Genomic DNA, 25,443 nt, shown 5'->3' on the forward strand with positions numbered 1-25,443 from the left:
ACTGCTCAGGGGCATGCCTGTCCCCAAGACACACCGGCGAGCACACGCGGGCGTGGGGACTTAAATCTGGCCACCAGTGGTGACCTCAACCCGGCCACCTGCGGCTACCTTTGCACGGCCACGGACAAGCAGCGAGCAATTTCGCCATGCCTCCAATGTCGCGGGAAGATCACTCAGGATCAGTCACGCCTGCCTGCCTGTTGGAGTGGGGGTCTTCCCTACTGTCGATTGTCCGGGGGAGGCCAATTGCGCCGATCGAGGGATGGGAGGCGGACACCGGCCAACGGCCGCCCGGCCGATCTCCTCGAAGGCGCGGTAGGTGAGGTGCTTGGGGCCGCCGCGGGTGACCGCAGTACTTGTCACGGCAAGGGATCTTCAGGGCCGGAGGGGCGGGCCTCCGGGTGGGGATCATCTGAGGAGGGCGAGGTCCTCGGTGTATATGAGGGTCCCCGCCGAGGCGAACCATACGATCACGGCCGCTGAGAAGGCCAGTGCTTGGGCCATGAGCAGCCTGCCGACGATTCCCGTTCGGGTGAACGAGCAGCGATAGGCGAAGAGCAGGGCGGCGATGGGAGGCAGGACGAGTGCCCCTTCCAGGAGGTTGACGTGCCACCCTCTGGCACAGGTCTTACCACCGCACAGCCCGGCCCAGCCGATCTCGATGAGACCGAAGAACATGATCACGAGCATGACGAGAGCACCCACGCCGGCCGCGATGATCAGCACGAGGCGCTGCCGCGACGTGATCGGCAGCCGGTCGTCGCGAGCGATCTGCGGTGCCAATCGCCGCCTCCGATGAGCTCGTGGTCGCCAGTTGTCCTCATCCTGACACCGATCAGGCTCCTACCTAGGATCCAGCGCTGCAGTTCGCGCTTGAAAAAGCCGACTGGAGTGAAGATCGGGAAGTATCACGGCGAGCACTCTAACGACCCGACATCCTCAACCCCGGGAAACGATCACAGAATGTCGGGAAGGGATCTTCTCGGTATTCACTCCCACCAGGCCAACGCCACTTGTGCCCACCCCGCCGAGGGCCGTTCTTGAAACGCAGTGCGGTCAAGTCCTCGGACGGCCGTATCGTCCAGGCCGGTGGTCGCGGTGGCCGGTCGGCGACCGAAGTCGAGCGCACCCAATAGGTTCGGTACGCGGTCGCACGCCGTGCACCATTCACGCGGGGAAGGCGATGGTGCTCATCAGCGCGTTGGCTTCCTGCCTGGAGTCCAGGCGGGTGTGCTGGACGACGATGGGCACGTCGCTGGTGACGATCAGGCAGTAATCGGTGCCGGTGGGAATCTGCTCCGGGTGCCTGAGATCGTTGATGCGTTGGTGAAAGGCGCGTCGGGGGTCGATGGCGAGAAGGAAGGGGCCGGCCGGCTCGCGATCGGTGAAGTAGACGTACACCTCGACGCGTGCCTCGCTGTCTCCCGGGTTCAGCATGCAGATGCTGTCGTGACTGGTCATTTCCGGCTCGGGTCCGGAACTTCGGGGTGGTATGTAGCCGTCGGCGACGACCCACGTGGTGGATCCGATACCGGTCAGCCCTGGGTTCATGGGTCTTTCCTTTCAGTTCTGGAGGGGGAGGGACGCCTGGTCGCAGGGCGGGGTCAGAAGTCGTTGGCGCCCCTGGCCGTGAGACCACCGTCGACGTGCAGGTGGCTGCCGGTGACATAACTGGATTTGGGGCCGAGAAGCCAGTCCACCGCCTCGGCGATCTCCTCGGGCCGCGCGAGCCTGCCCATGGGTATCTGGGTCCGTGCGCGGTCGGCGACGTCATGTCCATTCGCGGCGACGTCGAGCAGAGGTGTCGCCGTGGCGCCGGGGACGACGCCGTTGACGCGGATGCCGGACTGCGCGTAGTCGATGGCGAGGGCTCTGATCAGGGCGGAGATCCCGCCTTTCGAGCTTCCGTAGGCACTGTTGCCTCCCCCGGCGAAGCCCACGAACGCGGAGGGTGACGAGACGCAGACGATGGTCCCGGCAAGGCCCTCGTTTAGGAGGAGCCTGATGGCGTAGCGGCAGGTGAGGAAGGTGCCCGTGAGGTTTACGTCGATCACGTGCCGCCATTCGGCAAGCGTGGTCTCGTGTGCCTTTCGTGAGATCTCGATGCCGGCGTTGGCGACGATCCTGGTGGGGGTGCCGAGAGAGGCTCGGCACTGTTCGAAGGCGCGGGTGATGTCGGTTTCGGAGGAGATGTCAGCGGTGATGGCCAGCGTGTGCTGGGCTCCGCGTTCCTTCGCCGCCGCGGCGACTTCTCTCGCGGCGGGCTCGTTCCTGTCCATCAGGGCGAGCGAGCGTCCGGCCGACGCCTGCTGGAGCGCGATGGCCCGCCCGATGCCGGATCCCGCACCGGTGATCAAAGTGATGTCGTTCTGCATGGTCATGTACCTCACACGAAGGGTGGCCGGTCAGGGACGAGCGTCCCGGTGGGCCGGCGCGCTGCTCATGTCCTCGAGCTCGCGGTTCGTCGTTTCGGGTACGCCGAAGTAGACCAGAAACCAGGAGAGCGCCGCCATCACCGCATAGATCGCGTAGCTTCCAGGGAGGGAGATCTCGCGCATGGTCGGGAAAGAGAGGTTGAGCCCCACACCGGCGATCCAGTTGATCGACGCCGCCAGCGCGAGTGCGACCCCACGGATGGCGTTGGGGAACATCTCTCCTAGCAGCACCCATACCACTGGGCCCCAGGAGACGGCGAAGCAGACCACGAACGCGTTCGCGCCGATGAGGGTCAGCGGGCCCCAGGCCTCGGGGAGCGTCAGTTCCCCGCGAACCGTGACGGACTGCGCGAACCCGAAGCTCACCAGGACGAGGCTGGCCACCATGCCGGCGGAGCCGACGAGCAGCAGCCGGCGTCGGCCGACCCGATCGATGAGCACGATCGCGGCGATCGTCGAGAGCACATTGATCAGCGAGCTCAGGACGGAGAGTCCGAACGAGGCGGACTCGTCGAATCCGACCGACTTCCACAGGGAGTTCGAGTAGTAGAAGATCACGTCGATGCCGACGAGGGCCTGGAGTGCGGCGATGCCCACGCCGATCCAGACGATGGGGAGGAGGCCGGTCCGGCGGGAGAGCAGGTCCCGGAAGCGGGGGCGGTGTCCTCGGGAAACAGTGGCCTCCATGCGGTCGACGTCCCGCTCGGCCTGATCGAGGGGGATCGCGTGCAGGTCGGCCAGCACCCGGGAGGCTTCGTCCCGGCGGCCGCGGGCCGCCAGGTAGCGCGGGGATTCGGGGAGCTTGACGGAGAGGGCTCCATAGAGGAGCGAAGGGACCACCCCGGCGATGAACATCCACCGCCATGCCGGGAGCCCGAGGAACGTCTCGGCGTCCGCGCCGCCGAGTAGGGCGGCGATGAGGGAATCGGTGAGGAGGGCGGTGAAGATCCCCAGAACGATGGCCATCTGCTGGAGAGAGGACAGCCGGCCGCGGATTGAGGCAGGGGCGATCTCGGAGATGTAGAGCGGGCCGAGGACCGTCGCGTACCCGACGGCGACCCCTGTCAGCAGGCGCCATACCACCAGATCCCAGAAGCCCGCCGACACCCCGCATCCGATCGCGGAGGCGACGAAGATGAGGGCGGCGACGCCCATGACCTTGGTTCTTCCGATGCGGTCGGCCATCCAGCCCGCGATCAGCGCCCCGGTGGCGGCGCCGAACAGGGTGATGGCCACGACGACGCCGAGACCGACCGAGCTGAGGTGGAAATTCTCCTTGATGGGGTCGACGGCCCCGTTGACGATGGCTGTGTCGAAGCCGAAGAGGAAGCCGCCCACGGCCCCCGCGATGGATATGAGAATCACTCGGCGGGGCGATTTGCCGGTATGGGGACCAGAGGCGAGCGCTGCTGTGGACTCGTCGGACATGAGCTTTCTTCTCTCGCGCTGTTGGAATGGATCACTGCGAGTGGTGTGCGGTCGAGGCAAGGGCTGGTCAGGGCCGCAGCAGAGCGGTGACGTCGGCGTAGCGGGCCAGGGCCTCGGGGTCGAGGCGGATCCCCAGGCCCGGGGTCTCGGGGATGGCGAGCATCCCGTCGGAGTCGAGTCGCCAGGGAGTGGTGGTGATGTCGTCGACGTAGGGCGATCCGGTGACGTACTCGACGAGGTCGGTGCCGGGCAGCGCCGAGGCGAGCTGCAGATCGGCGGCGAGCCCGACTGCTGTGTTCCAGCCGTGCGGGATCAGGCGCACTCCGTGGTCCTGGGCCGCCCACCCGATGCGGCGCTGTTCGCTCAGGCCGCCGACCTTGGTGACGTCAGGCTGGACGATGTCGAAGGCCCCGGCCTCCAGCCAGGCGTGGAAGCTCTGCCGCCTGGTCAGGACCTCACCTCCCGAGATCGCCACCATGGCCTCGCGGCGCAGATGCGTGTAGTCCTCGAGAGCGTCAGGGTTGAGCGGTTCCTCGAACCAGGCGACGCCGTAACGGTCGAGCATGCGGGCGGTGCGGAGCGCCCACTTGTAGCCGTTCGACCAGGCGCTGTCGCTGCCGCCCGCGTCCACCATGAGCAGGGCGTCGGGACCCACAGCCTCTCGGGCGGCGGCCACGATCCGCTCGTCCAGGTCCTCACTGACCCGCCCGAAGGGGCCCCAGCCGATCTTGAAGGCTTTCCAGCCCTGAGCGGCCAGAACGTTCAGGCGTTCCGCCAGGACCTCTGGACGGTCCATGAGCAGGGAGGCGTACGGGCGGACGCGCTCACGGTACCGCCCGCCGAGCAGGCGGCCGACGGGCTGGCCGGTGACCTGGCCGAGCACATCCCACAGGGCCACGTCGATCCCGCTGATCGTGTGCGTCACCGTCCCACCGCGGCCCAGCCAGAATGTGGCCCGATGCAGGCGCTCCGACACTCGCTCCGGCTCTGTCGCCTCCTCTCCGATCAGCAGCGGGCGCAGCACCTCAAGGGCGCCGCGGACCAGCGCTTCGCTGGTGAACACGCTGCCGACGCCGATCAGCCCTTCGTCGGTGTGCACTGCCACCAGGGTGTGAACGACGTCGTCACTGGTGAGTTCCTCCTGCCACCCGCCCGCCGGGGTGGCACCCCGCAGGCCGGCCGCACGAATGTCACGGATTTTCATGAGTTCCTGATCCGTTTCGCGAAGATTCCCCGACGGCTCTGGGCGAGCCGACGGACGGTTGATGAAGTTGGAGCCACCAGAGCGCCGATCCCTTGCGAAGCATGAGATCGAGGTCGCGGCGTCTACCACGTCTCATCTGCAGGTGAGGCGATGAGGTGATGGGGAACATTAACCGCTCAAATGGCAGATGGTCAACCATCTGCCATCGTGGTCGGTTATCGCAGTCGTTCCACGCAGCGCGCCATCACGGGTCGGCGGCATGGCCCGCAAAGCTTTGGCAGCGGGGCCGCACACGGCTCTGGCGATCTGGCTGCTGTGAAGCTCAGGGAATGTCGGCTTTCGCCTGACGCGCCTGCTGCACGTGGAGTCAGCCGAGGTGATGGCGGGCGGGCGTACGAGGTCGCCGACCGCTACGGCGCGAAGCCGGTGCCCATGGCAGAGAGCCTCTCGTCGGCCTGCGACGTACTGGCGCGGTGCGCACTGAGGGAGGCGGTGACGGGTGGGACGCCGAGATCTACCTGGAGGAACGACTCCTCGGCCACGGCGACCAGAGCGGCCCGCGTCAGGCGTCTTCGAACGGGCCGGGCATGCGGGTCACCCGCCGATGTAGGTCTCCACGTGTTCGGCGATCGCGCGTTCGGTGGCCTCTGGGTCGGCCGAGCGGATGGCGTCGAGCAGCGCCCGGTGCTGGCGAGGGATCTCGGCGGGGTCGGGGTGCTCCGGCGCGTCCCGGACGAAGTAGGCGCGGACTCGCGGCTGGATGGTCCGCCAGATGGACAGCGTCTGCGTGTGGCTGGAGGCCGCGATGACCGCTTCGTGGAAGGCGAGGTCGAGATCGGCGAGCCGGTCCGGTGAGGTGGTCTTCTCCATGTCGCTGACCAGGGCGGTGAGCCGGTCTACCAGCTCGGGGGTGGCGTTTTCCGCCGCGTGCCTGAACGCGAAGCGCTCGATGACGAGCCTGATCGGCACGAGGATCTCGCTTATCTCGGCCTGTGAGACCGGAGCCACCTGGGCGCCGCGGTAGGGATGGGAGACGACCAGGCCCTCCTGTTCGAGGATCATGATGGCCTCGCGCACCGGCCCACGGCTCACCCCCGAGCGTGCCGAGATGTCCCGCTCCACCAGCCGGTCCCCGGCCTTGAGCTCGCCGGACGAGATCGCCTGCCGTAGCCAGCGCAGCAGCCAGTCGCGGCGGGACTCGGGTATCGCGCTAACGGGCTCGGACATCGAACCTGACCTGCTCATGGCCGAGATCATAGCGCATGGTAAATGGTTGACCATTTGCATCCGTGTGGCTACGCGACGGGGCCGTCGCCTGACGGCCCCGTCCGCCGTTCATCGCCGGGAGCCCTCTTCGACGCCCTTGAGCACCGCGTCGGCGATCGAGCGTGGGTCGACCCCGAAGTGCCTGCGCACGGACTCGCGGGTGCCGGACAGCCCGAACCCGTCGGTGCCGAGCGACGTCCATGGCTGGTCGATCCAGGGGCGAATCTGGTCGGGTACGGCGCGCATCCAGTCACTGACCGCGATCACCGGGCCGTTGATCCCGGCCAGGGCCTGCCGCAGGTACGGCACGCCCGTCGCGGCCATGGCATCACGGCGCAACTCGCTCCACGACGTGACCGACCAGACGTCGACGCCCAGGCCGTACTCCTCCTGCAGCATGCGCTGCGCGGCCAGCGCCCAATGGATGGCGGTGCCGCTGGCGAGCAGGTGGGCCTGGCCGCCACCGGCGGCGTAGCGGTAGATGCCTCTGAGGATGCCCTCCTGCGCTCCCTCGGGCATCGCGGGCTGGGGGAGCGGCTCGTTGTAGACGGTCAGGTAGTAGAACACGTCCTCGCCGGCGGGCCCGTACATGCGCCTGAGGCCCTCCCGTACGATCACCCTCACCTCGTAGGCGAAGGCGGGGTCGTAGGCCAGGCACGCGGGGTTGGCGGAGACGAGGAGCTGGGAGTACCCATCCGCGTGCTGCAGCCCTTCCCCCGTCATCGTGGTCCGGCCGGCCCTGCGGGATCTCGCACTCGCCGAGGACGGGTCGGCGGCGCTGTCGGCGTTGGACGATACCCGCCAGTTCGACGCCTGGGACACGACAGCCCTGACTCAGGGGCGCGCCTACGACAGCAGCGGATTCGGTGAGCACGGCCTGCCCACCGCTGTCGCGGCCAGCCCGAACGGCGCCTACGTCGTGGGCGGCTGGAACTCCTCCGCGGGCGACGCGGCGGAGCTCGTGGTGTATGACGCGACCACCGCGGAGGTCATCTACACACTGCCGGTGCCATCCGGTCTGACGACCTTGCCCGGCACCGGGCGGATGCACCTCTAGCGGCTGCCGCCCTCGCCCTACCACTCCTCCACGCTGACCTTGACGGCTCCCTCCAAGGTGACCGCGCTCAAGCAGTCGACCCTCAGCGGACGACTCACGCTGAGCAGCGGACTGCCACCCGGCCTGCAGACGCTCGAACTGTACCGTTGGCTCCCCGATGGCACCTCCAGCTTCCAGGAGGTCACCACGGCGGCGGACGGGACCTATCAATTCACCGACGCCCCGCCGTCCATCGGGGCGTTCAAGTATCAGGTGTACTGGCCGGGCAACTCATGGTTCCGGGGTAGCGGCTCCTCGGTGACCGTCACGGTGGCCTTGTACGAGCCGACGCTCACCGTGACCGGACCGGCGACGGGCAACGTCGGCGAGCGACTCGAATTCAGACTCTTTCAAAACCGCGAAGTCGCGAGACGGTGATGATCGTCTGCGGGAAGGTGATGCCGTCGGCGCCGAAGGTGCCGACTCGAAGCACCTGGTGAAGTTGATCGCCGCCGCCGATGGGTCGTTCAGCTTCTCCGATACGCCGACCACGGCCGGCGAACACACGTACACCATCCACTTGTTCGGCAACTCGACCATCGAGTCAGTGAGCACCACCCACGTGGTCACCGTCCTCCAGCCGCCCGCGTAGCATCCCGACGCCCGGGTGACGGCGAGTCGACTCGCCGTCACCTATGCTTTCCCACGCCAAGGGACTACAGATCGCCACGGCAGCCATAGGGGTCCGCCTGAGCGCTGGCCGAACGACACCGTCCATCGACGAGATCGCGGCCGCCGCCGACGTGTCCCGCCGACGCGATCAACGAGCCTCGCTGTAGGTGCGTGGTGACGGTCTTCGCTTTGCCAGCTATTGACCCTGACCTGGGTACACTCCCTCAACACACCCCCGCGTCGGTCGAACCGTTGGGGATGCGTCATGGCCACACTGCGCGCCGCCGGCCCCATGCTGGCACTCGCCATCGATCACCTGCCCGACCCGGCCAGTCGCCGCGGAGGATGTCTTTTACGAGCCGAAATATGACGGGTATCGCGCGTTGACCAGGATCGACAACGACGGCGGCGTACACCTGCAGTCGCGGCACGGCACCCGGCTCAACGAGATGTTCCCTGAACTCGTTTTCGCTCTGTGGGAGCACCTCCCAAAGCGGACCATCGTGGATGGGGAGATCGTCCGTTGGAGCGAGGCGGGCAGGCTCGACTTCGGCGCGTTGCAGCGTCGCGTGGGCGGCGGCAACCACGCCCGCCACCTGTCGATAGTGGAACCCGCTCACCTCGTGATCTTCGATCTCCTGGAGGTCGACGGCGTCGACATCCGCACCCAACCTCTGGCTGAGCGGCGCAAGCACCTGGAGGACCTGTTCGCCGGCATCCCGGCCGCCTGCCCGCTCGCCCTGTCCATGCAGACCAACGACCCGGTCGAGGCTCGCCTGTGGTTCACCTCGCTGGCCGCGCACGGCATCGAGGGCCTGGTGATCAAAGCCGCCGCCGAGCCGTACCAGCCCGGCGCGCGAAGCTGGTGGAAGTACAAGTCCCGGACGTCCACCGAAGCGATCTTGGGAGGCCTGACCGGCACCCTGGCCCGGCCGTCAGGGCTTCTGCTGGGCCGCTATCCCCCCAAGGGAGGACAGCTGCGGGTCGTCGGCCGGACCACCCGCCTCGCCCGCGACCTGGCCGCCGAGGTGGCCGCGTATCTTCGCCCGGCCGCCCCGGCTGAGCATCCGTGGCCCGAGCAGCTGCCCCCCGGGTGGGCGAGCGGCCTGCATGGCAAAGGCGACCCCGTGACCTACAGGCGGGTCGTGCCGGAGCTGGTGGTCGAGGTGCTGGTCGACGTCGCCCGCGAGCGCGGCCAGTGGCGCCACCCGATGCGCTGCCTGCGTCTGCGGCTGGATGTGTCCCCGGACGCTGTACCGCGCGGTACCAGGCTGGACGCCGGACCGGCGGCCTGACGGCCACGCCGATGCACGGTGGGCCCCCGGTCAAATTCTGTCTTGAGCCCTGGCACCGATTGATCTTGCTCTCCCGCCTGCAGGAATGTGATCCGACTTACGTCAGCAGCCGGCGACAAGGAGCGTCCAGCGCGGCGGCCATCCGAGAAGAGTCGAGATCAAACGGTTCGGAATCTGCACCACCCTTTTGGAGATCGCTCTACTGCGAACGCGCCCAGTCGTCTTTCCGGCTCAGACCTGGCGCTCGTCAACGCCTACGGCGCCGACGCCGGTGCCGAGACGGCCGCAGGAGCCCTGCGACTGCCCAGAGCCGCCCGGCGGGAGCGTGACCCACTCCCCGACGACGTCAGGTGCCCAGCCGCAGGTGATCACGGCTCGGAACCTCCAGGTTTGGCCTGTGGGGTTGCCGCACGACGCGATGCCGACGTAGTTGTCGTTATGGTGGACGAAGGTGTCGCAGTTGAGGACCGTGGCCGCTGACGCTGGTGTGGTGAGCCACTGCGACAGCAGCGCGACGGAGCCGGCTACGACCGCCGCGACGCGTAGTGTCTTGAACATTGCCCCTCCTGAACCCGCCATTGAACGTTGCTTTGTGTTACCGATCATATGCATAGAGTGGCTATGGCGAAACTGGATTCCCGCGGCACGTCTACGTGGCCGGCCACCTCGACCGGGTCCGAAGCCGTCGCGCCGCCGATGATGGACGGCCCTTCCCTACTCTTGCCGGCTCACGGCATGGCGGCTGTGCTGCTAGTCCGGTTATCCTGCGGTTTCTCGTTGAGGTCGAGTAGGAGTACGTCCATGGCTGCAACGTTCGGAGCCGGTCGCGATTGGCCGACGATACGCCACCCTCACCGCAGGTACATGGCGTGAGCGGCGGAGGCCATGACAATCGTGCGCACCAAGGATCAACGGTCAAGCAGGAGCGTTCAGCGGACGTCACGCGGCAGCGGGGCCGCCGCACCGGGGATTGACGTGCTAGGGGCCGCCCCGAGCCTCTCGGAGCACCTTCAGCAACGTGATGAGGTGGATGCGCTCCTCATCCGTGAGTTCCTGGATCGCCCCCAGGCCTGCCCAGACGGCCTGCGCACCCGAATCAGCGCCGACGAGAGGGCCGAGCGCTGGCGAACGGTCCGGCTCCTGCTCCGGGTCGCCACCATCAAGGATGGCGTCGAACGAACCCGGTTTCCAGCCGAGCCGCTCCTCTATGACGGCCACCGACGCGTCACCGACCTGTCGGTGTGGTCAGGCCGACCAGATCGGCGCTCACCTGCCAGAGCCGTGCCGCGGCCGCCTCGTCGTAGCTGCGCTGGGAGGATCTCTTGGGTTTGCTGTTGGCGAAGTAGCGGCCCGTCACCTGCTCGAGCTCAGGAGCGGAAGCCAGGTGGATGGACGTGGCGGCGCCCCGGGCCGGGGTTTTCATGAAGGGCCGGATGAACGGGACGATCAGTCGCTGGAGGAGGGCGGGATCCTCGGCTCCCCAAGAGGTGTTCACCATGCCGGGATGCAGGGCGTTGGCGGTGACGGAGGTGCCCGGCAGCCGCCTGGACAGTTCGTAGCTGAACAGGATGTTGGCGAGCTTGGACTGGTTGTAGGCGGTTCCGCCGGAGTAGGACCGTTCGCCCTGGAGGTCGTCGAAGTCGATGCGGCCCAGGGACTGCACGTTGGAGGCGACCGTGACCACGCGGGCGGGGGCGCTCTGCTTCAGCCGGTCGAGGAGCAGGTTGGTGAGCAGGAACGGCGCGAGATGGTTGACGGCGAAGGTGTGTTCGAGCCCGTCGGCGGTGACGTGCCGGGTGTGCCAGTAGCCTCCGGCGTTGTTGATCAGCACGTCGATCCGGGAAAGGCTCTGGAGTAACTCCGCGGCCAGCCGCCGCACCTCCGACTGGGCGGACAGGTCCGCGACGAACGCGTCCACCTGCCCGCCGCCGGCCGCCCGGACCTCGCGGGCCGCGCGCTCGGTGCGCTCGCGGTCCCGGCCGATGATGGCCAGCCGCGCGCCCATCGTGGCCAGGCCCAGGGCGGTCGCCTTGCCGATGCCTCCGGTGGCACCGGTGACCAGCACTGTCCTGCCCGCCATCGGCCCGCTGTGGATCTGTTCCATGTTCGTGCCTCTCCGCTGACGAAAAGCTACAGTACTAAGTACGATAATGCTACCGATCGGCAGCGTCAGGAGCGTCGACCCAGGTGAGCACGAGCCGTCAGGGACGGAGCCGGGCCGGGGCGGCCCGCAACGTACGCTGTTCACCGTCACCGCGTCGGGGCGATCCGCCGTGGACGAGTGGCTGATGCGGCCTGTAGAGCGCATCCGCGACATCCGCACCGAGTTCCTGGTCAAGCTCGCCCTGCTCGAACGGATCACGACGGACGCACGGCCGCTGCTGGACGCGCAGGCGGAGCGGATCAAGCCGATCATCGCCAGCCTGCGCGAGCAGCGTGACCAGGCACGCGGGTTCGAGCACGTCGTGGCCTCCTGGCGATATGAGACGGCCGAAGCGGCCCTGCGCCTGATGCGGACGGCCGGACGGTGAGCCAGGGCCGCCGTGAGGTGATGGGGCGGCGGATGCGATGCTCTCGCGGGAGAACATAGCGAGAGGACCGTTCATGAGCGATCCCCACCTGACGCCGAACTGGGCCACGTCGGCGCTGCTCACCATCGACGTGCAACGCGACTTCCTGTCCGAGGCACCGTACGGCGTGCCGGGCACCACCGAAGCGCTGCCCGCCCTGGCCGCGCTGGCGGCGGCTTTCCGCGCGGCCCGGCGGCCCATCGTGCACATCGTGCGGCTGTACCATCCCGGCGGCCAGGACGCCGACCTCGTGCGCCGCACGTTGCTCGCCGACGGAGCCGCCATCGTGGCGCCCGGCAGCGCGGGCAGCGCCATCGCCGCCGACCTGCTGCCGCCCGGTGCACCGCCCCTGGATCCGGAGCTGCTGCTGTCGGGCGAGCCGCAGCCGCTGGGTGAGCACGAGGTCGCGCTGTTCAAGCCACGCTGGGGAGCCTTCTATCGCACCCGGCTGGACGAACTGCTGCGCGGCTGGGACGTGGACACCCTTGTCGTGGCCGGCTGCAACTTCCCCAACTGCCCGCGGGCCACCCTCATCGAGGCCAGCGAGCGGGACTACCGCCTCGTCCTCGCCGACGACGCCATCTCACGCCTGCACGACGTCGGGCGTACGGAGATCACCGGTATCGGCGTCAACCTGCGCAGCGTCCAGGCCATCACCGGCGCCCTGCACAACGCTTCCCTCTCCCGGCAGGAGGCTCCTTGACCGCCACGCTCTCCGGCGACTTCGACTACGACCGCCACGGTCACGGCTACGCCCGGCAGCGCCGTACCGACCCCCGCATCGCCGCCCACGTCCACGCCGCGCTCGGCCAGGCCCGCACCGTCATCAACGTCGGCGCCGGCGCGGGCTCCTACGAGCCGGAAGACCGCCACGTCGTGGCGGTCGAGCCCTCCGCCGCGATGCGCGCCCAACGCCCCCGCCACCTGGCCCCCGCTCTGGACGCCACCGCCGAACGGCTGCCGTTCGACGACGATGCCTTCGACGCCGCCATGGCCACCGTCACCGTCCACCAGTGGACCGACACCGAGCGGGGACTGCGCGAGCTGCGCCGGGTCAGCCGCGGCCCGGTCGTCATCCTCACCTTCGACGGCGCCGCCCTCGACCTGCTCTGGCTCGCCGAGTACGCGCCCGACCTCATCACCGCCGAACGCCGCCGCTACCCGCCGATCGACCTGATCGCCACCCTCGTCGGTGGCCACGCCGACGTGGTGCCGGTCGCGATCCCGATCGACTGCGTGGACGGCTTCACCGAGGCCTACTACGCCCGCCCGGAACGCTTCCTCGACCCGCAGGTCCGCGCCTCGCAGTCGGCCTGGGGATTCGTCGACGACGCCGCTGAGGCCCGCGCCGTCGACAGGCTGAGGCATGACCTCGACAGCGGCGTCTGGGACGACCGCTACGGCCACCTGCGCGAGCAACCTGAGTTCCTGGGCTCGCTCCGCCTCATCATCGGGCACCCGTGAAGGCGAGCCGGCACTGTCGATGCCGTACAGGGTCATGCTCTCCCTGCGGTGTGATCGGCCGCGTACACCCAGGCACGCAGACCTGATGCCAGCGGTACGAGGGCGCGCTGGTAGTCGTCGACCTCATAGTCGTCGGCTGCGGCGAGCTCGTCGGTGCTGAGGTGAAGCGCGGTGCCCTCGACGACGTCGGCGGGATCGCCGGTGGCGCGCAGGATCGGGTGATGCGTGGCACCGCTGACCGCGATGACCCGCGGGTCGGTGATCTCCACCGTGGACAGCCGATAACCGGGCAACGCATCGGGAGCGCCCGTGATCTCACGGCCGAACAGCGACAGCTGCACGTCCCGCTGACGCAGCGTGCCGTAGGAGAACAGAACGACAAGATGATCCACCATGTGACCATCATTCCAGAGCCGTGATCACCGGCGTTCCCGCCCTGCCGAGTGGTTCGCCGCCTGACCGGTCGCGCGGTGAGCGCAGTAGTACCAATGAGACTACGTACAGGGTGAGAAGACAAGAGGGATGGCGGCCGCGCTCCGCGTCCTAGTCCTTCACCGCCAGGATCAGGTCGGAGGCCTTGATCACCACGATCGCCTCGCTGCCCGCCGACAGGCCCAGCTCCCGCGCGGCCTCCACGGTGATCGAGGCCACCAGCCGCACCCCATTCGCATCCAGCTCCACATTGGCCGTCGCCTCACCATGAGTGATGGCGGTGACCCGCGCCGGAATCTTGTTACGCGCGCTCAACCGCATGACACTCTCCCTTGATCGACATCATTCCTCGCCTGCTCTCCTTCCCCCCTTCGTGCGAATCACGGCCATGGCGAAACCGGCCTTCTCCCATGAGCGGCGCGTTTCTAGTACACGTCGCGGACGTAGCGCTTGTCGGCGGCGAGCTTCTTGACGTACGCGGCGGCGTCGTCCTCGGTCAGTCCGCCATGGGCGGCGGCGATCTCACGCAGGGTGTGGTCGACGTCCCTGGCCATCCGGCCGGCGTCTCCGCAGACGTAGAAATGGGCCCCGTCCTGCAGCCAGGACCAGAGCCGGGCGCCATGTTCGCGCATCCGGTCCTGGACGTAGACCTTGGCGCGCTGGTCACGGGAGAAGGCCAGATCCAGCCGGGACAGGGTGCCCGCTCGCTGGAATCCGGCGAGTTCGTCCTGGTAGTAGAAGTCGGTGGCGCGGTGCTGCTCGCCGAAGAACAGCCAGTTGCGTCCGTGATCACCACGGGTACGGCGCTCGTCGAGGAAGCCGAGGAAGGGAGCGATGCCCGTACCGGGGCCGACCATCACCATCGGTGTGGCGGGGTCGGCAGGGGGCCGGAAATGGGGTGAATGCTGGACGAAGACCGGCACGAAGCTGTCGGCCGGGGCGTCGGCGAGGTGGGCCGAGCAGGCGCCGTTGCGTCGGCTGCCGTGCTGGTTGTCGAATCTGACCACCGACACCGTCAGACGGATCTCGCGGGGGCTGGTGAGCGGGCTGGAGGAGATGGAGTAGAGGCGGGGCTGCAGGCGCTTGAGGACGTCGGCCCATTCCTGGGCGGTGGCGCGGACGGGGAACTCGGCGATGACGTCGATGGCCTGCCGTCCCCAGATCCACTGCGCCAGTTCGTTCTTGTTGTCCGGGCGCAGGAGTTTCTTGAGATGACGGTCCTGGGAGCGCTCGGCGACGAACCGCAGCAGATCAGGGGTGATTCTGGTGATGTCCCGGTGGCGGTGCAGGGCCTCGCCGAGTGGCATCGGGCCGTCGGCGGCGGTGATGGCGGCGGCCGGGTCCAGGCCGGTGACGGCCAGCCACTCCGCGACGAGGTCGGGGTGGTTGACCGACCAGACGCCCAGCGCGTCACCGGCCTCGTACGGCAGGGTGACGTCGCCGGTGTCGAAGACGAACTGCCGTACCTCCTTGACCGCTCCGGGCAGGCTCAGGAGCCGGTTGCCCGACAGCCTCGCGAGGAGCGGCGCGTTCTTGCTGTACTGGGCCGGGCCCGCCGCGCCGCCCGGGACGGTCGGCGTCGGGGGTGTGGCCAGTGCCCGGAGCACCTGGTCGAGCCACTGCCGGGCGGGTTGCTCATCGTCCGGTTCGCAGTCCACGCGAGGGGCCAGGCGTACGGCGCCGAGTTCTCCCATGCGCTGGTCGAGACGGCGGCCGTGGGCGCAGAAGTCGTCGTAGCTGGAGTCGCCGAAGGCCAGGACCGAGTAGCGGACGCCGTCCAGGCGGGGTGCTTCGGGTGCGGTGAGCGACTCCCAGAAGACCGTGCCGTTGTCGGGGGCGTCGCCGTCGCCGAAGGTGCTGGTGATGATGAGCAGGTCCGCGCTGCGCGGGAGGGCGGCCGGTGTGCACTCGGCCATGCTGAGGATGGTCGGGGCCCGTTCGGTCTCGCTCAGGTGGCGGGCCGTGGCGAGGGCGAAGTCTTCGGCGTTGCCGGTCTGGGAGGCCCACAGGACGACCAGCTCGCGTTCTTCGCGGGCGGGGGCCGGCCGCGCCCACGCCGGGTCGTCGGAGCCCTCGGCCCGGCCCGCCAGCGTCCGGGAGAACATCCCGGCCAGCGTGCCGTTGACCCACAACGCCTGGTCCGGGGCGAAGGGTGCGGACTCCGGCAGTACCGGCACGGCAGCGCCGTCGGATGGTGGCGCCGCGCCGAGCCCGGCCAGGAAGCCGGCCAGGTAGCGGCGTTCGTGGTCGGCGAACACAGGCGGGGAGACGTCCGCGAGTCCGAGCAGCCGGGCCAGGTCCGCCACGGCGCCGCCGCCCGGCGGGGTCGCGGCCCGCAGCGGGGCGGTCGCGGTGGCGGGGCGTTCGGCCAGGTCGTCGCCGTCGCCCGTAGTGCTGGGCGCAGCCGCGACCCGGGTGAGGGAAACCGCGCACACCTTGAACTCGGGCTGGAAGGAGATGGGGTCGACCGCGTCGTTGGTCACGGCGTTGATGCTGAGGTACTCGCCGAACAGATCGTTCCAGTGGAAGGGCGCGAAGCAGTCACCGGGCCGCACCCGGTCGGTGACGACGGCCGGAAGCACTGCCTGCCCGCGCCGGGAGGCGACCCGCACCGCGTCGCCCTCGCCGATGCCGAGGGCGCCCGCGTCGCCCGGATGGATCTCCACGAAGGGCCCGGGGTTGAGCTTGTTGAGCTTGGCGACCTTGCCGGTCTTGGTCATGGTGTGCCACTGGTGCTGGAGCCGGCCGGTGTTCAGGACGAAGGGGAAGTCGTCGTCGGGCAGCTCCGCCGCCGGCAGATGCGGGCGAGGGAAGAACACCGCCCGGCCGCTCGCGGTCGGGAAGGACAGCCGGGGCCGGCTGCCGTCCGGGCCCTCGGCGAGGTCCTGGCTGGCGCCGTCGTTGAGGTAGCGGATCGGGTTGCGGTCGCCGCCGTCGGCGGACGCGCTGGGCCACTGCACCGGCGTGGCACGCAGCCGGTCGTAGGCCACGCCGCGCAGGTCGTAGCCGGTCTTCGGGTTCCAGGCCCGCTTGATCTCCTCGAAGATCTCCTCGGCGCTGCCGTAGTCGAAGGCATCGGCGAAGCCCATCTCGCAGGCGACGCGGGCGATGATCTGCCAGTCCGGCAGGGCCTGGCCGGGTGGGTCCACGGCCGGTCGGAGCAGGGTCAGGTTGCGCTCCGAATTGATCATCACCCCTTCGCCCTCGGTCCACAGGGCGGCGGGGAGCACCACGTCGGCGTAGGCGTTGGTCTCGGTCTCGGCGAAGGCGTCCTGGGTGACGACGAACTCGGCGGCCTCCAGCCCTTGGATGACACTCTTGCGGTTGGCGACCGACGCGACCGGGTTGGTACAGATGATCCAGCACGCCTTGATCTCGCCGTCGGCCATGCGGGAGAACATCTCGATGGTGCCCTTGCCGACGTCGGTGCGCAGCGTCCCGGGCGCGATCCCCCACAGGTTCTCGACGAAGCGGCGATCCTCTTCCACCAGCACCGAGCGCTGCCCAGGCAGGCCCGGGCCCATGTAGCCCATCTCGCGCCCGCCCATGGCGTTGGGCTGGCCGGTGAGGGAGAACGGGCCGCTGCCCGGGCGGCAGATCGCGCCGGTGGCCAGGTGCAGGTTGCACAGCGCGTTGGTGTTCCAGGTGCCGTGTGTGCTCTGGTTCAGCCCCATCGTCCAGCAGCTCATCCACTCGCCGGCCGCGCCGATCAACTGGGCGGCGCGGCGGATGTCGGCTTCCGGAATGCCGGTGATCTCGGCGACCTTCGCGGGCGGGTAGTCCCGCAGGAACGGCGGCATCGCCTCCCAGCCCTCGGTGAACTCCGCGATGAAGCCCTCGTCGACGTGCCCGTTCTCGACCAGCAGGTGCAGCAGCCCGTTGAGCAGGGCGAGGTCGGTGCCCGGCCTGATCTGCAGATGGAGGCCGGCTTTGGCGGCGGTGGCGGTACGCCGGGGATCGACCACGATGAGCGTGGCGCCCGCCTTGACCCGCTCCATCAGCCGCAGGAACAGGATCGGGTGGCAGTCGGCCATGTTGGCGCCGATGACGAAGAAGACGTCCGCGTGCTTGAAGTCGTCGTACGAACCGGGCGGGCCGTCCGAGCCCAGCGACAGCTTGTACCCGGTGCCCGCGCTGGCCATGCACAGCCGGGAGTTGGACTCGATCTGGTTGGTCCGTACGAACCCCTTGGCCAGTTTGTTGGCCAGGTACTGCGCCTCCAGCGTCATCTGGCCCGACACGTAGAAGGCCAGCGCGTCCGGGCCGTGCTCGTCCAGGATCCCGCGCAGCCGCCGCGCGGTCGCGGTGATCGCGGCGTCCATATCGGCGGGCGCGGGCCCGGCACCACGATCCGCCCGCGCCAGAGCAGTGGTCAGCCGGCCCGGGGCGGCGAGCAGGTCGGCGCTGGTCGCGCCCTTGGCGCACAGACGGCCGAAATTGGCGGGGTGGGACTTGTCACCGGAGGCCTTGACGACCCTGCGCCGCCCGGCGCCGTCTTGAGCGACCTCGAGCACCATTCCACAGCCGACACCGCAGTAGGAACAGACCGTCTTCACGGCCGAGCTGGCGTTTTGCGGGTGGTCGGTCGCCGTCACCTGACCCCCTTCTGGTCACCGCTCCGGACAGCGGTGGGCACCTCACGCACCGCACCCTAAGAAGAACCTGTTACGTGGTTGTCACAACCGCCGTCCTGGCGTGGTTACATCCGCCCCACACGTGCAGCATCACGTTCATACCGGGTATCTCGCTTCACGCCATGACCCGTTACAGCGCCAGATCGAATCCGAAGCCCGACGGCGCCGCAGCGTCCCCGGGACCTGACCCGCTCGGCCCACACACATCGCCTCTACCACTACGCGAACGAACACGAGATTCTCGACGGCATCATCGATCCCTCGAGCGGCGGTCCCAGTATCGCGAAGTGGCCCCGGAGTACTACGCCGGTGTGCGGCGGCTGAGCAGCGCCAGCAGGCCGATCATGACCAGCCCGAGCGCGGTCAGCCCGGCCCGGTCGGCGAGGGTTTCGGCGTTGGCCACCACCCCGAAAGCGGTGTGTGCCACCAGCGCCCCGCCGGCCAGGGCGAGGCTGTGCCGGTCCGTCCACCCGCCGCCCGTCGTCCAACGGCGTACCAGCCACCCTGCGAGCACTGCGAGGACCGCCGCGACCAGCATCGGCACCGCCACCCAGCCGCCATGGGTGAAGGCGGGCTGCGTGGCCCCGCCGAAGGGGAACAGCAACGCGAGGTAGCCGAAGGCGACGATCCCCCCGAAGACGCCCACAGCCCACGAACCGGGCACCGCGCCCGTACCGGCGGCCGGAGTGGATGCGTTTGGGACGGCGGCTGACGTGCCCGGAGCGGTGTGCGGTGGTGGTGTGTTGGCAACGATGCGCGGCGCGCTGGCTGATCTGCTGGGAGCGGGGTGCGGTGCGCTGGGATCCGGGCGCGATGCGGCGGGAACGAAGCGCAGTGCCGCCGCCGCGAGCAGCGCCACAGCCGCCAGGCAGCCCACCACCACCGCTACCGGCGCTTGGTAGCCGGGGTCGATGAAGCCCGCCACGCTCCACCGCAGCAGGGCCCCGCCCAGCACGAACACCACCCCGGCCACCACCAGCCCCGTCCGCTTCAGGTACGGCCGGTCGCGCAGGCTGGGGAACATCAGGTCGGCCAGCAGGATCGGCAGCGCCACACTGAACACGGCGTGGTAGGGCAGGTTGAGCTCGGCGTAGGCGCTGTTCAGTCCAAGCACTCTGGGAGCCCAGCCGGCGACGCCGTACAGGGTGGGGCTGCTGAGCGCCTGCAGCACCAGGCCCTCCTCGACGATGCCGTACGCGACCCCGAGCAGCAGGATCGACGGCCAGCCCGCGCCGCGCCGCCGTACCAGCTCGCGGATCAGCACGGTTCCCGCGCCGTAGATCGGCACCCACAGGAGCAGCAGCCAGATCTGGCTGAGGGGCGGGTTGCCCAGGGTGAGTTCGGCGACGATCGGGGTGATCACCGCGAGCAGCAGCGCGGCCCATCGGCCGCGCCCGCTGGAGTCAGATGTGGTCATGCCGCCACGGTGTCGCGCGCCGGGCAACCGCCGCTGCTACCCGAAGACCGGTCCGTGGCCACTTCGGTCACTTTCCGCCACCCACCTCGGTTGTCTGCCGACTGTGACTTCGGTCAGCCGCCGCCTGTTCGGTCAGCCGCCATCTGTCCGGTCAGCCGTTGCCTGTTCGGTCGGGCGGCGCCGATGACCTGGGCACCGGCTGGCGGCGACTTTGGTCAACCGCCCCCGATGTCCCGTTGGCGGCGACTTCGGGCGACCGCTCCCGATGTTCCGGTGGCTGCGACTTCGGTTGTCTCCGGTGGTGACTTTGGTTGCTTACGCACGGGTCGGTGACGGGCTAGCCTGCGGTCATGTTCGTGGCCAGCGCGGAGGACGTACGGCCCGGTTGGATTCGGTCGCGGCGTGACTGGGCGGTCGGGGCGGGTGGCTTCATGTGCGCGCTCGTCGGGGCTGTCGCGGTCGTCTGGGGAGACCTGGCGGGCGAGACGCCGGGCTGGTACCTGGTGGCCGACGTGGCGGGTGGCGCGCTGGCCTGTGCGGGGTTGTGGTTGTGCCGCAGGTGGCCGGTGACCGTGGGACTGGCCGTCATCGCGCTGTCGGTGCCCGCGGCGGCCGCCTCGGTGGCGGCCGGGATCGCCACGGTGATCGCGGCCCTGTATCGGCGGCCGCCCGCCGCGATCGCCGTGGGGGCTGCGGGGGTGGTGGCGACGCTGGTCAGGTTCGCTTGGCGACCGCCGGGGCTGGCGCCGTATCCGGTGTGGGCGCTGGTGGGCGTGTTGTTCGGTGGGGCGCTGACCGGCTGGGGCATGCTGGCGCGTACTCGGCGGGAGCTGGTGCTGTCGCTGGCCGAGCGGGCTCGGCGGGCCGAAGCCGACCAGCGGCTCCGTGCCGAAGAGGCGCGCCGGGCGGAGCGGATCGGCATCGCGCGGGAGATGCACGATGTGCTCGCGCACCGGCTGTCGCTGCTGGCGGTGCATGCTGGGGCGCTGGAGTTCAACGCGGGTGCGACGCCGGGCGATGTCGCGGAGGCCGCGGGGGTGATCCGGTCGAGCGCGCATCTGGCGCTGGAGGAGCTGCGTGCGGTCATCTCCGTGCTCCGCGACGCGCCGCCGTCTGATGACGGCTCGTTGACGCGTGGCCGGCCGGATCTTGTGCCGCTCGTGGAGGAGTCCCGGCGGGCTGGGATGCGGGTCGAGCTGTACGACCACGGGCTGCGGTTGGCGGATCTGCCGGACGCCACCGGCCGTGCCGCCTACCGCATCGTCCAGGAAGGTCTCACCAACGCCCGCAAGCACGCGCCCGGCCAGCCGGTCACGGTCCTCCTGTCCGGTACGGCGGGCGCCGAGCTGAGGGTCGAGGTACGCAACCCGTCGCCTGGCGAGACGGCATCCGAAACGGATGTTGAGCTGGGCGGTGGGGTGGGGCGGTTTGGGGAGGATGCCGGGCCTACCGAAGGCGTGCGGTCTGGTGCGGGTCCCGGGCCCGCCGGCATCGCGACTCCTGGGTGGGGCGTCGGGTCCGTGGGAGGTGCGGGGTCGGGCGTTGGGTCCGTGGGAGGTGCGGGGTCCGGTGCCGGGCTCGCTGGAGGCGTGGGGTTCGGTGGGGTTGGTGCCGGTGGGGCCGGAGGGCTCGTGTCCGGGGTCGATATCGGGCTGACGGGGGCGGGGGCTGGGTTGGCTGGGTTGGGGGAGCGGGCGGTTTTGGCGGGTGGGCGGTTGGAGTGCGGGCCCATGGTGGGTGGCGGGTTCCGGCTGGTGGCGTGGCTACCATGGCCGATGTGAGTGAGTCGCCGCAGCCGCAGCCGCAGCCGCAGCCGCAGCCGCAGCCGCAGCCAGTGCCAGTGCCAGCGACGGCGCCAGTGCCAGTGACGGCGCCAGTCACGGCGGCGTCGGCGCCTATCCGGGTGCTGATCGTTGATGATGACGCGCTCGTCCGTGCCGGTCTGACGCTGATGCTCAAAGGTGCGGCCGATCTCCTGGTGGTGGGGGCGGTGGCCGATGGTGGTGAGGTGCGGGCCGCGGTCGACCAGTACGCGCCCGATGTGGTGCTGATGGACATCCGGATGTCCGGGCTCGATGGCATCGAGGCGACTCGGCGACTGCGCAGCCGGCCCGATGCGCCCGAGGTGATCGTGCTCACCACGTTCGACGCCGACGAGCACGTCTTCCGGGCGTTGCGGTCGGGGGCCAGTGGGTTTCTGCTCAAGGACACCCCGCCGGAAGGGATCGTCGATGCCATTCGCCGGGTTGTGGGCGGCGAGCCGATACTGTCGCCGAGCGTCACCCGGCGGTTGATCGCGCACCTGGTGCCCGAAGAGGAGAGTCGCCGTCGCGCCGACGCCCGGATGGTGCTGGCGCGGCTCAGTGGGCGGGAGCGTGAGGTGGCGCTGGCGGTCGGTCAGGGTAAGCCCAACGCGGTCATCGCCGCCGAGCTGCACATGAGCGTCGGCACCGTCAAGGGTTACATCTCCCGCATCCTCACCAAGGCGGCCCTGGACAATCGGGTCCAGCTCGCCCTGGTGGTCCACGACGCGGAGAGCTCGTCATGAGGGACGTTGAGCGCTCGTCATGAGGGCTGTGTGGAGGCTCGCAAGGTGAGTTCGATGGGGTGGATGCGTTCCGTCCCCGCCGGGCTCGTACCCCTCAGCAGGTCGAACAGCAGCTCCGCACACCGTACCCCCGCCTCCCTGGGCCGCAGGTCGATGGCGGTGATGGGCGGGTCGGCCTGCAGCATCGCGGGGCTGTCGACGCAGGACGCGAGCAGCAGGTCGCGGCCCTCCTCTCGGAGGAGCGGCAGCAGGTCCGTGGCCGATCCGGCGGGGCCGCAGACCAGGGCGTCGACGCGCGGCTCCAGCGCGAGCAGGTCGCGGGCGGCCTGGTGGACCTCGTCCGCCGAGCAGTCGAAGGGGACCGTGCGGACCAGCGGGTCCGCGCCGTGGCGGGTGCACCAGTCGCGGAAGCCCCGGTGTACGGAGGCGGCCCAGTCGCTCATGTCGCCGGCCACGATGAGCGCGGGGCGGGTCGCGCCGGAGGCCCGCAGGTGGTCCATGAGCCGGCCCAGCATCTCGGCGTGTTCGGAGCGCACCACGCCGTCGGCCCGCCCGGTGCCGGTGAAGCGTTCGCAGGTGACCGTGGGCAGGCCGGTGTCCATGAGCTTGGCCACGATCGGGTCGTCCCCGAGGGGGTCGCCGAGGACGAGGCCGTCGACGCGCGGGGTGCGGCGGCCCGAGGTGATCAGCGTGACGTCGTAGTCGTTGTCGGCCGCCCCCTGCACGACCCCGAACACGAACGACATGTAGTAGGACGAGCGGGTGAGCACCTCGGGCACGTGCAGGCCGATGGTGCCGGTGCTCGCGCGGCGCAGGTGCCTGGCCGACCCGTTGGGCACGTAGCCGAGCGCGTCGGCCGCCTCCATCACCCGGGCCTTGGTCTCTTCCGACACCCGGCCGGAGCCCCTGAGCGCGTCGGACGCGGTCGTCTTGGAAACCCCTGCCGTCTTGGCGACCGTGAGGATCGTGGCCGGCTCGTCTGCGCGCACGCCCCGATGTTAGCGCCACCGTTGTTCTGTTTCCGCCATGTATCGACCTGGCCAAAGGACTTGTCCTCGCCCTGACGCGGAAGTATGTTGACCCGCATGCCGGAACGTTCCGGCAAACCAAGGAGAGGGGCGAAAGCCGGATGGCAGCTGGACGGCGGGTTCTCGGCGTCGGGGAGCGGTCTCATCCGCTCGACCCGCTCAGCGCGGAGGAGATCGAGGACGTCAAGCGGATCATGGCGGACGACGGCGTGCTGGCCGTCACCGGCCGGGTGGCCTACCTCGGGATCGAGGAGCCCCCGAAGGAAGCCGTGCTAGGCGAAGCCCCCACGGCCCGTCGGGCCCGCGCTCTTGTGCTCGATCTGGCGACCGAGCAGGCCCAGGACGTCATCGTCTCGATCACCGAGGGACGGGTGGCGGAGCGCCGGCCGATCGACCCGATCACCGACGGCCAGGTTCCCATGCTGGACGAGGAGCACGAGCTGGTCAGGAAGGTGCTCGGCGCCGACGCCGGGTGGGCCGAGGCGCTGGCCAGACGTGGTCTGGACGACACGGCTCTGGTGTGGCTCGCCGCGCTGTCGGCGGGCAGCTACGGCCTGCCGGGCGAGGAGGGCAGGCGGATCGCCCGCGTCCTGGCCCACCTGCGGCCCACCGAGGAGAGCCTGCCCTGGGCGCACCCCATCGACGGCCTGGTGGCCTTCGTCGACCTGCTCAAGGGCGCGGTGGTCGAGATCGTCGACACCGGCGCGCAGCCCATCCCCGCCGAGGCGGGCGACTACCACCTGGAGCGCGAGCACCGCACCAGCCAGCGGCCCATCCACATCACCCAGCCGGAGGGCCCCAGCTTCGGCATCGACGGCAACCTCGTCACCTGGGAGAAGTGGAACGTCCGCCTCGGCTACGACATGCGCGAGGGCTTGGTCCTGCACCAGATCGGCTTCGACGGCCGGCCGATCGTCTACCGCGCGTCGGTGGCCGAGATGCTGGTGCCGTACGGGGACCCGAGCCCGATCCGGTTCTGGCAGAACTACTTCGACACCGGCGAATACCAGCTCGGCAAGCTGGCCAACTCGCTGGAGCTGGGCTGCGACTGCCTGGGCGAGATCACCTACTTCGACGTCACCGTCACCGGCGGCGACGGCTCGCCCCAGGTGCTGCCGAACGCGATCTGCATGCACGAAGAGGACTACGGCGTGCTGTGGAAGCACACCGACCCGGCCAACGGCTCCCGCGAGACCCGCAGGCAGCGGCGGCTGGTCATCTCCTTCTTCGTCACTGTCGGCAACTACGACTACGGCTTCTACTGGTACCTCTACCTGGACGGCACCATCGAGCTGGAGGTCAAGGCCACCGGCATCGTGTTCACCGGCGCCTATGACGAGCGGGCCGCGCCGTACGGCTCGCAGGTGGCGCCGGGGCTGGCCGCGCCGTACCACCAGCACCTGTTCTCCGCGCGGCTGGACATGATGGTCGACGGCCCGGCCAACGCGGTGGACGAGGTGGAGGTCGTACGCCTGCCCATGGACGAGGGCAACCCGTACGGCAACGCCTTCGGCCGCAAGGTCACCAGGCTGCGCACCGAATCGCAGGGCCGGCGCGACGCGGACCTCGCTGCGGGCCGGACCTGGCACGTGGTCAACCCGGCGGTTACCAACCGGCTGGGCGAGCCCGTCGGCTACGCGCTGTACCCCGAGGGCCTGCCCACCCTGCTCGCCCACGAGGACTCCTCGATCCGCGCCAGGGCGGAGTTCGCCACCAGCCATCTCTGGGTCACCAGGTACCACCCCCGGGAGCGGTATCCGGCCGGTGACCTGGTCAACCAGCATCCAGGTGGCGCCGGTCTGCCCGCGTACACGGCGGCGGACCGCGACATCGACGGCCAGGACATCGTGCTGTGGCACACGTTCGGGCTGACCCATTTCCCCCGTACCGAGGACTGGCCGATCATGCCCGTCGACACGTGCGGATTCACCCTGAAGCCCGCCGGGTTCTTCGACCGCAACCCCACGCTCGACGTCCCGCCGAGCAGCCAGGGCTCCTGTCACTAGAGATGAGG

25 protein-coding genes are annotated in these 25,443 nt (G+C 69.4%); 10 read left to right on the forward strand and 15 right to left on the reverse strand.

The window, feature by feature from the left end:
* Positions 1-408: 408 nt before the first annotated feature.
* The 7 genes from KLK06_RS50845 to KLK06_RS50875 form a co-directional block, all read right to left on the reverse strand.
* Positions 409-783 (reverse strand): hypothetical protein, encoded by a 375-nt coding sequence (locus tag KLK06_RS50845; RefSeq protein WP_214643072.1) that lies wholly within the window; start codon positions 781-783, stop codon positions 409-411.
* A 384-nt stretch (positions 784-1,167) separates the two neighbouring features.
* Complete coding sequence (locus KLK06_RS50850) at positions 1,168-1,551, reverse strand: sensory rhodopsin transducer (protein WP_214643073.1); 384 nt, start codon at positions 1,549-1,551, stop codon at positions 1,168-1,170.
* 53 nt (positions 1,552-1,604) lie between these two features.
* Complete coding sequence (locus KLK06_RS50855) at positions 1,605-2,381, reverse strand: SDR family NAD(P)-dependent oxidoreductase (protein ID WP_214643074.1); 777 nt, start codon at positions 2,379-2,381, stop codon at positions 1,605-1,607.
* 24 nt (positions 2,382-2,405) lie between these two features.
* The gene (locus KLK06_RS50860; RefSeq protein ID WP_214643075.1) at positions 2,406-3,863 is read right to left on the reverse strand and encodes a sugar porter family MFS transporter; all 1,458 of its coding nucleotides are present in this window, start codon (positions 3,861-3,863) and stop codon (positions 2,406-2,408) included.
* Between the two features lie 67 nt (positions 3,864-3,930).
* Positions 3,931-5,067, reverse strand: a complete 1,137-nt coding sequence (locus tag KLK06_RS50865; protein WP_214643076.1) for a mandelate racemase/muconate lactonizing enzyme family protein — start codon at positions 5,065-5,067, stop codon at positions 3,931-3,933.
* 594 nt (positions 5,068-5,661) lie between these two features.
* On the reverse strand, positions 5,662-6,312 hold the full coding sequence (locus KLK06_RS50870; RefSeq protein ID WP_214643077.1) for a GntR family transcriptional regulator: 651 nt from the start codon (positions 6,310-6,312) through the stop codon (positions 5,662-5,664).
* 90 nt (positions 6,313-6,402) lie between these two features.
* Positions 6,403-7,056 (reverse strand): hypothetical protein, encoded by a 654-nt coding sequence (locus tag KLK06_RS50875; protein ID WP_214643078.1) that lies wholly within the window; start codon positions 7,054-7,056, stop codon positions 6,403-6,405.
* Between the two features lies 1 nt (position 7,057).
* On the opposite strand from KLK06_RS50875, the gene KLK06_RS50880 reads away from it, so the two are divergent.
* From KLK06_RS50880 to KLK06_RS50895, 4 genes are all read left to right on the forward strand, one after another.
* Positions 7,058-7,390 (forward strand): hypothetical protein, encoded by a 333-nt coding sequence (locus KLK06_RS50880; RefSeq protein ID WP_214643079.1) that lies wholly within the window; start codon positions 7,058-7,060, stop codon positions 7,388-7,390.
* 57 nt (positions 7,391-7,447) lie between these two features.
* The gene (locus KLK06_RS50885; RefSeq protein WP_214643080.1) at positions 7,448-7,807 is read left to right on the forward strand and encodes a hypothetical protein; all 360 of its coding nucleotides are present in this window, start codon (positions 7,448-7,450) and stop codon (positions 7,805-7,807) included.
* 58 nt (positions 7,808-7,865) lie between these two features.
* Positions 7,866-8,021 (forward strand): hypothetical protein, encoded by a 156-nt coding sequence (locus KLK06_RS50890; protein WP_214643081.1) that lies wholly within the window; start codon positions 7,866-7,868, stop codon positions 8,019-8,021.
* 331 nt (positions 8,022-8,352) lie between these two features.
* Positions 8,353-9,336 (forward strand): RNA ligase family protein, encoded by a 984-nt coding sequence (locus KLK06_RS50895; RefSeq protein WP_214643171.1) that lies wholly within the window; start codon positions 8,353-8,355, stop codon positions 9,334-9,336.
* Between the two features lie 231 nt (positions 9,337-9,567).
* On the opposite strand, the gene KLK06_RS50900 is transcribed toward KLK06_RS50895, so the two are convergent.
* The 3 genes from KLK06_RS50900 to KLK06_RS50910 all read right to left on the reverse strand — a co-directional run bounded on the left by KLK06_RS50900 (position 9,568) and on the right by KLK06_RS50910 (position 11,440).
* A complete protein-coding gene (locus KLK06_RS50900) occupies positions 9,568-9,894 on the reverse strand; it encodes a hypothetical protein (protein WP_214643082.1) in 327 nt (108 codons plus the stop codon).
* A 420-nt stretch (positions 9,895-10,314) separates the two neighbouring features.
* Positions 10,315-10,554 carry a hypothetical protein gene (locus KLK06_RS50905; protein WP_214643083.1) on the reverse strand — a complete coding sequence of 80 codons (240 nt, stop codon included), beginning with the start codon at positions 10,552-10,554 and terminating at the stop codon, positions 10,315-10,317.
* Positions 10,555-10,561: 7 nt separating this feature from the next.
* Positions 10,562-11,440 carry an SDR family oxidoreductase gene (locus tag KLK06_RS50910; RefSeq protein WP_214643084.1) on the reverse strand — a complete coding sequence of 293 codons (879 nt, stop codon included), beginning with the start codon at positions 11,438-11,440 and terminating at the stop codon, positions 10,562-10,564.
* A 46-nt stretch (positions 11,441-11,486) separates the two neighbouring features.
* On the opposite strand from KLK06_RS50910, the gene KLK06_RS50915 reads away from it, so the two are divergent.
* The 3 genes from KLK06_RS50915 (at position 11,487) to KLK06_RS50925 (ending at position 13,370) form a co-directional block, all read left to right on the forward strand.
* Positions 11,487-11,867, forward strand: a complete 381-nt coding sequence (locus KLK06_RS50915; RefSeq protein ID WP_214643085.1) for a hypothetical protein — start codon at positions 11,487-11,489, stop codon at positions 11,865-11,867.
* 73 nt (positions 11,868-11,940) lie between these two features.
* Positions 11,941-12,609, forward strand: a complete 669-nt coding sequence (locus KLK06_RS50920; protein WP_214643086.1) for a cysteine hydrolase family protein — start codon at positions 11,941-11,943, stop codon at positions 12,607-12,609.
* The gene (locus tag KLK06_RS50925) at positions 12,606-13,370 is read left to right on the forward strand and encodes a methyltransferase domain-containing protein (protein ID WP_214643087.1); all 765 of its coding nucleotides are present in this window, start codon (positions 12,606-12,608) and stop codon (positions 13,368-13,370) included. The genes KLK06_RS50920 and KLK06_RS50925 overlap by 4 nt, the downstream gene beginning before the upstream one ends.
* Positions 13,371-13,402: 32 nt before the next feature.
* Here the strand turns inward: KLK06_RS50925 and KLK06_RS50930 are convergent, their stop codons facing one another.
* The 4 genes from KLK06_RS50930 to KLK06_RS50945 all read right to left on the reverse strand — a co-directional run bounded on the left by KLK06_RS50930 (position 13,403) and on the right by KLK06_RS50945 (position 19,853).
* Complete coding sequence (locus KLK06_RS50930) at positions 13,403-13,765, reverse strand: gamma-glutamylcyclotransferase family protein (protein ID WP_214643088.1); 363 nt, start codon at positions 13,763-13,765, stop codon at positions 13,403-13,405.
* Between the two features lie 148 nt (positions 13,766-13,913).
* Entirely contained in the window at positions 13,914-14,123 is a 210-nt protein-coding gene (locus KLK06_RS50935) for a molybdopterin-binding protein (RefSeq protein ID WP_214643089.1), read from the reverse strand.
* A gap of 104 nt (positions 14,124-14,227) precedes the next feature.
* Entirely contained in the window at positions 14,228-18,397 is a 4,170-nt protein-coding gene (locus KLK06_RS50940; RefSeq protein WP_214643090.1) for a bifunctional nitrate reductase/sulfite reductase flavoprotein subunit alpha, read from the reverse strand.
* Between the two features lie 340 nt (positions 18,398-18,737).
* Complete coding sequence (locus KLK06_RS50945; RefSeq protein WP_214643091.1) at positions 18,738-19,853, reverse strand: hypothetical protein; 1,116 nt, start codon at positions 19,851-19,853, stop codon at positions 18,738-18,740.
* A gap of 350 nt (positions 19,854-20,203) precedes the next feature.
* Here KLK06_RS50945 and KLK06_RS62060 point away from each other — a divergent pair, with 350 nt between their 5' ends.
* Entirely contained in the window at positions 20,204-21,634 is a 1,431-nt protein-coding gene (locus KLK06_RS62060) for a sensor histidine kinase (RefSeq protein ID WP_214643092.1), read from the forward strand.
* Positions 21,635-21,756: 122 nt separating this feature from the next.
* Entirely contained in the window at positions 21,757-22,401 is a 645-nt protein-coding gene (locus tag KLK06_RS50955; protein WP_308168826.1) for a response regulator transcription factor, read from the forward strand.
* Between the two features lie 17 nt (positions 22,402-22,418).
* On the opposite strand, the gene KLK06_RS50960 is transcribed toward KLK06_RS50955, so the two are convergent.
* A complete protein-coding gene (locus tag KLK06_RS50960) occupies positions 22,419-23,390 on the reverse strand; it encodes a LacI family DNA-binding transcriptional regulator (RefSeq protein ID WP_214643093.1) in 972 nt (323 codons plus the stop codon).
* A 140-nt stretch (positions 23,391-23,530) separates the two neighbouring features.
* On the opposite strand from KLK06_RS50960, the gene KLK06_RS50965 reads away from it, so the two are divergent.
* Entirely contained in the window at positions 23,531-25,435 is a 1,905-nt protein-coding gene (locus KLK06_RS50965) for a primary-amine oxidase (RefSeq protein WP_214643094.1), read from the forward strand.
* Positions 25,436-25,443 lie beyond the last annotated feature (8 nt).

Source organism: Nonomuraea sp. NEAU-A123 (assembly GCF_018603905.1).
GTDB lineage: Bacteria > Actinomycetota > Actinomycetes > Streptosporangiales > Streptosporangiaceae > Nonomuraea.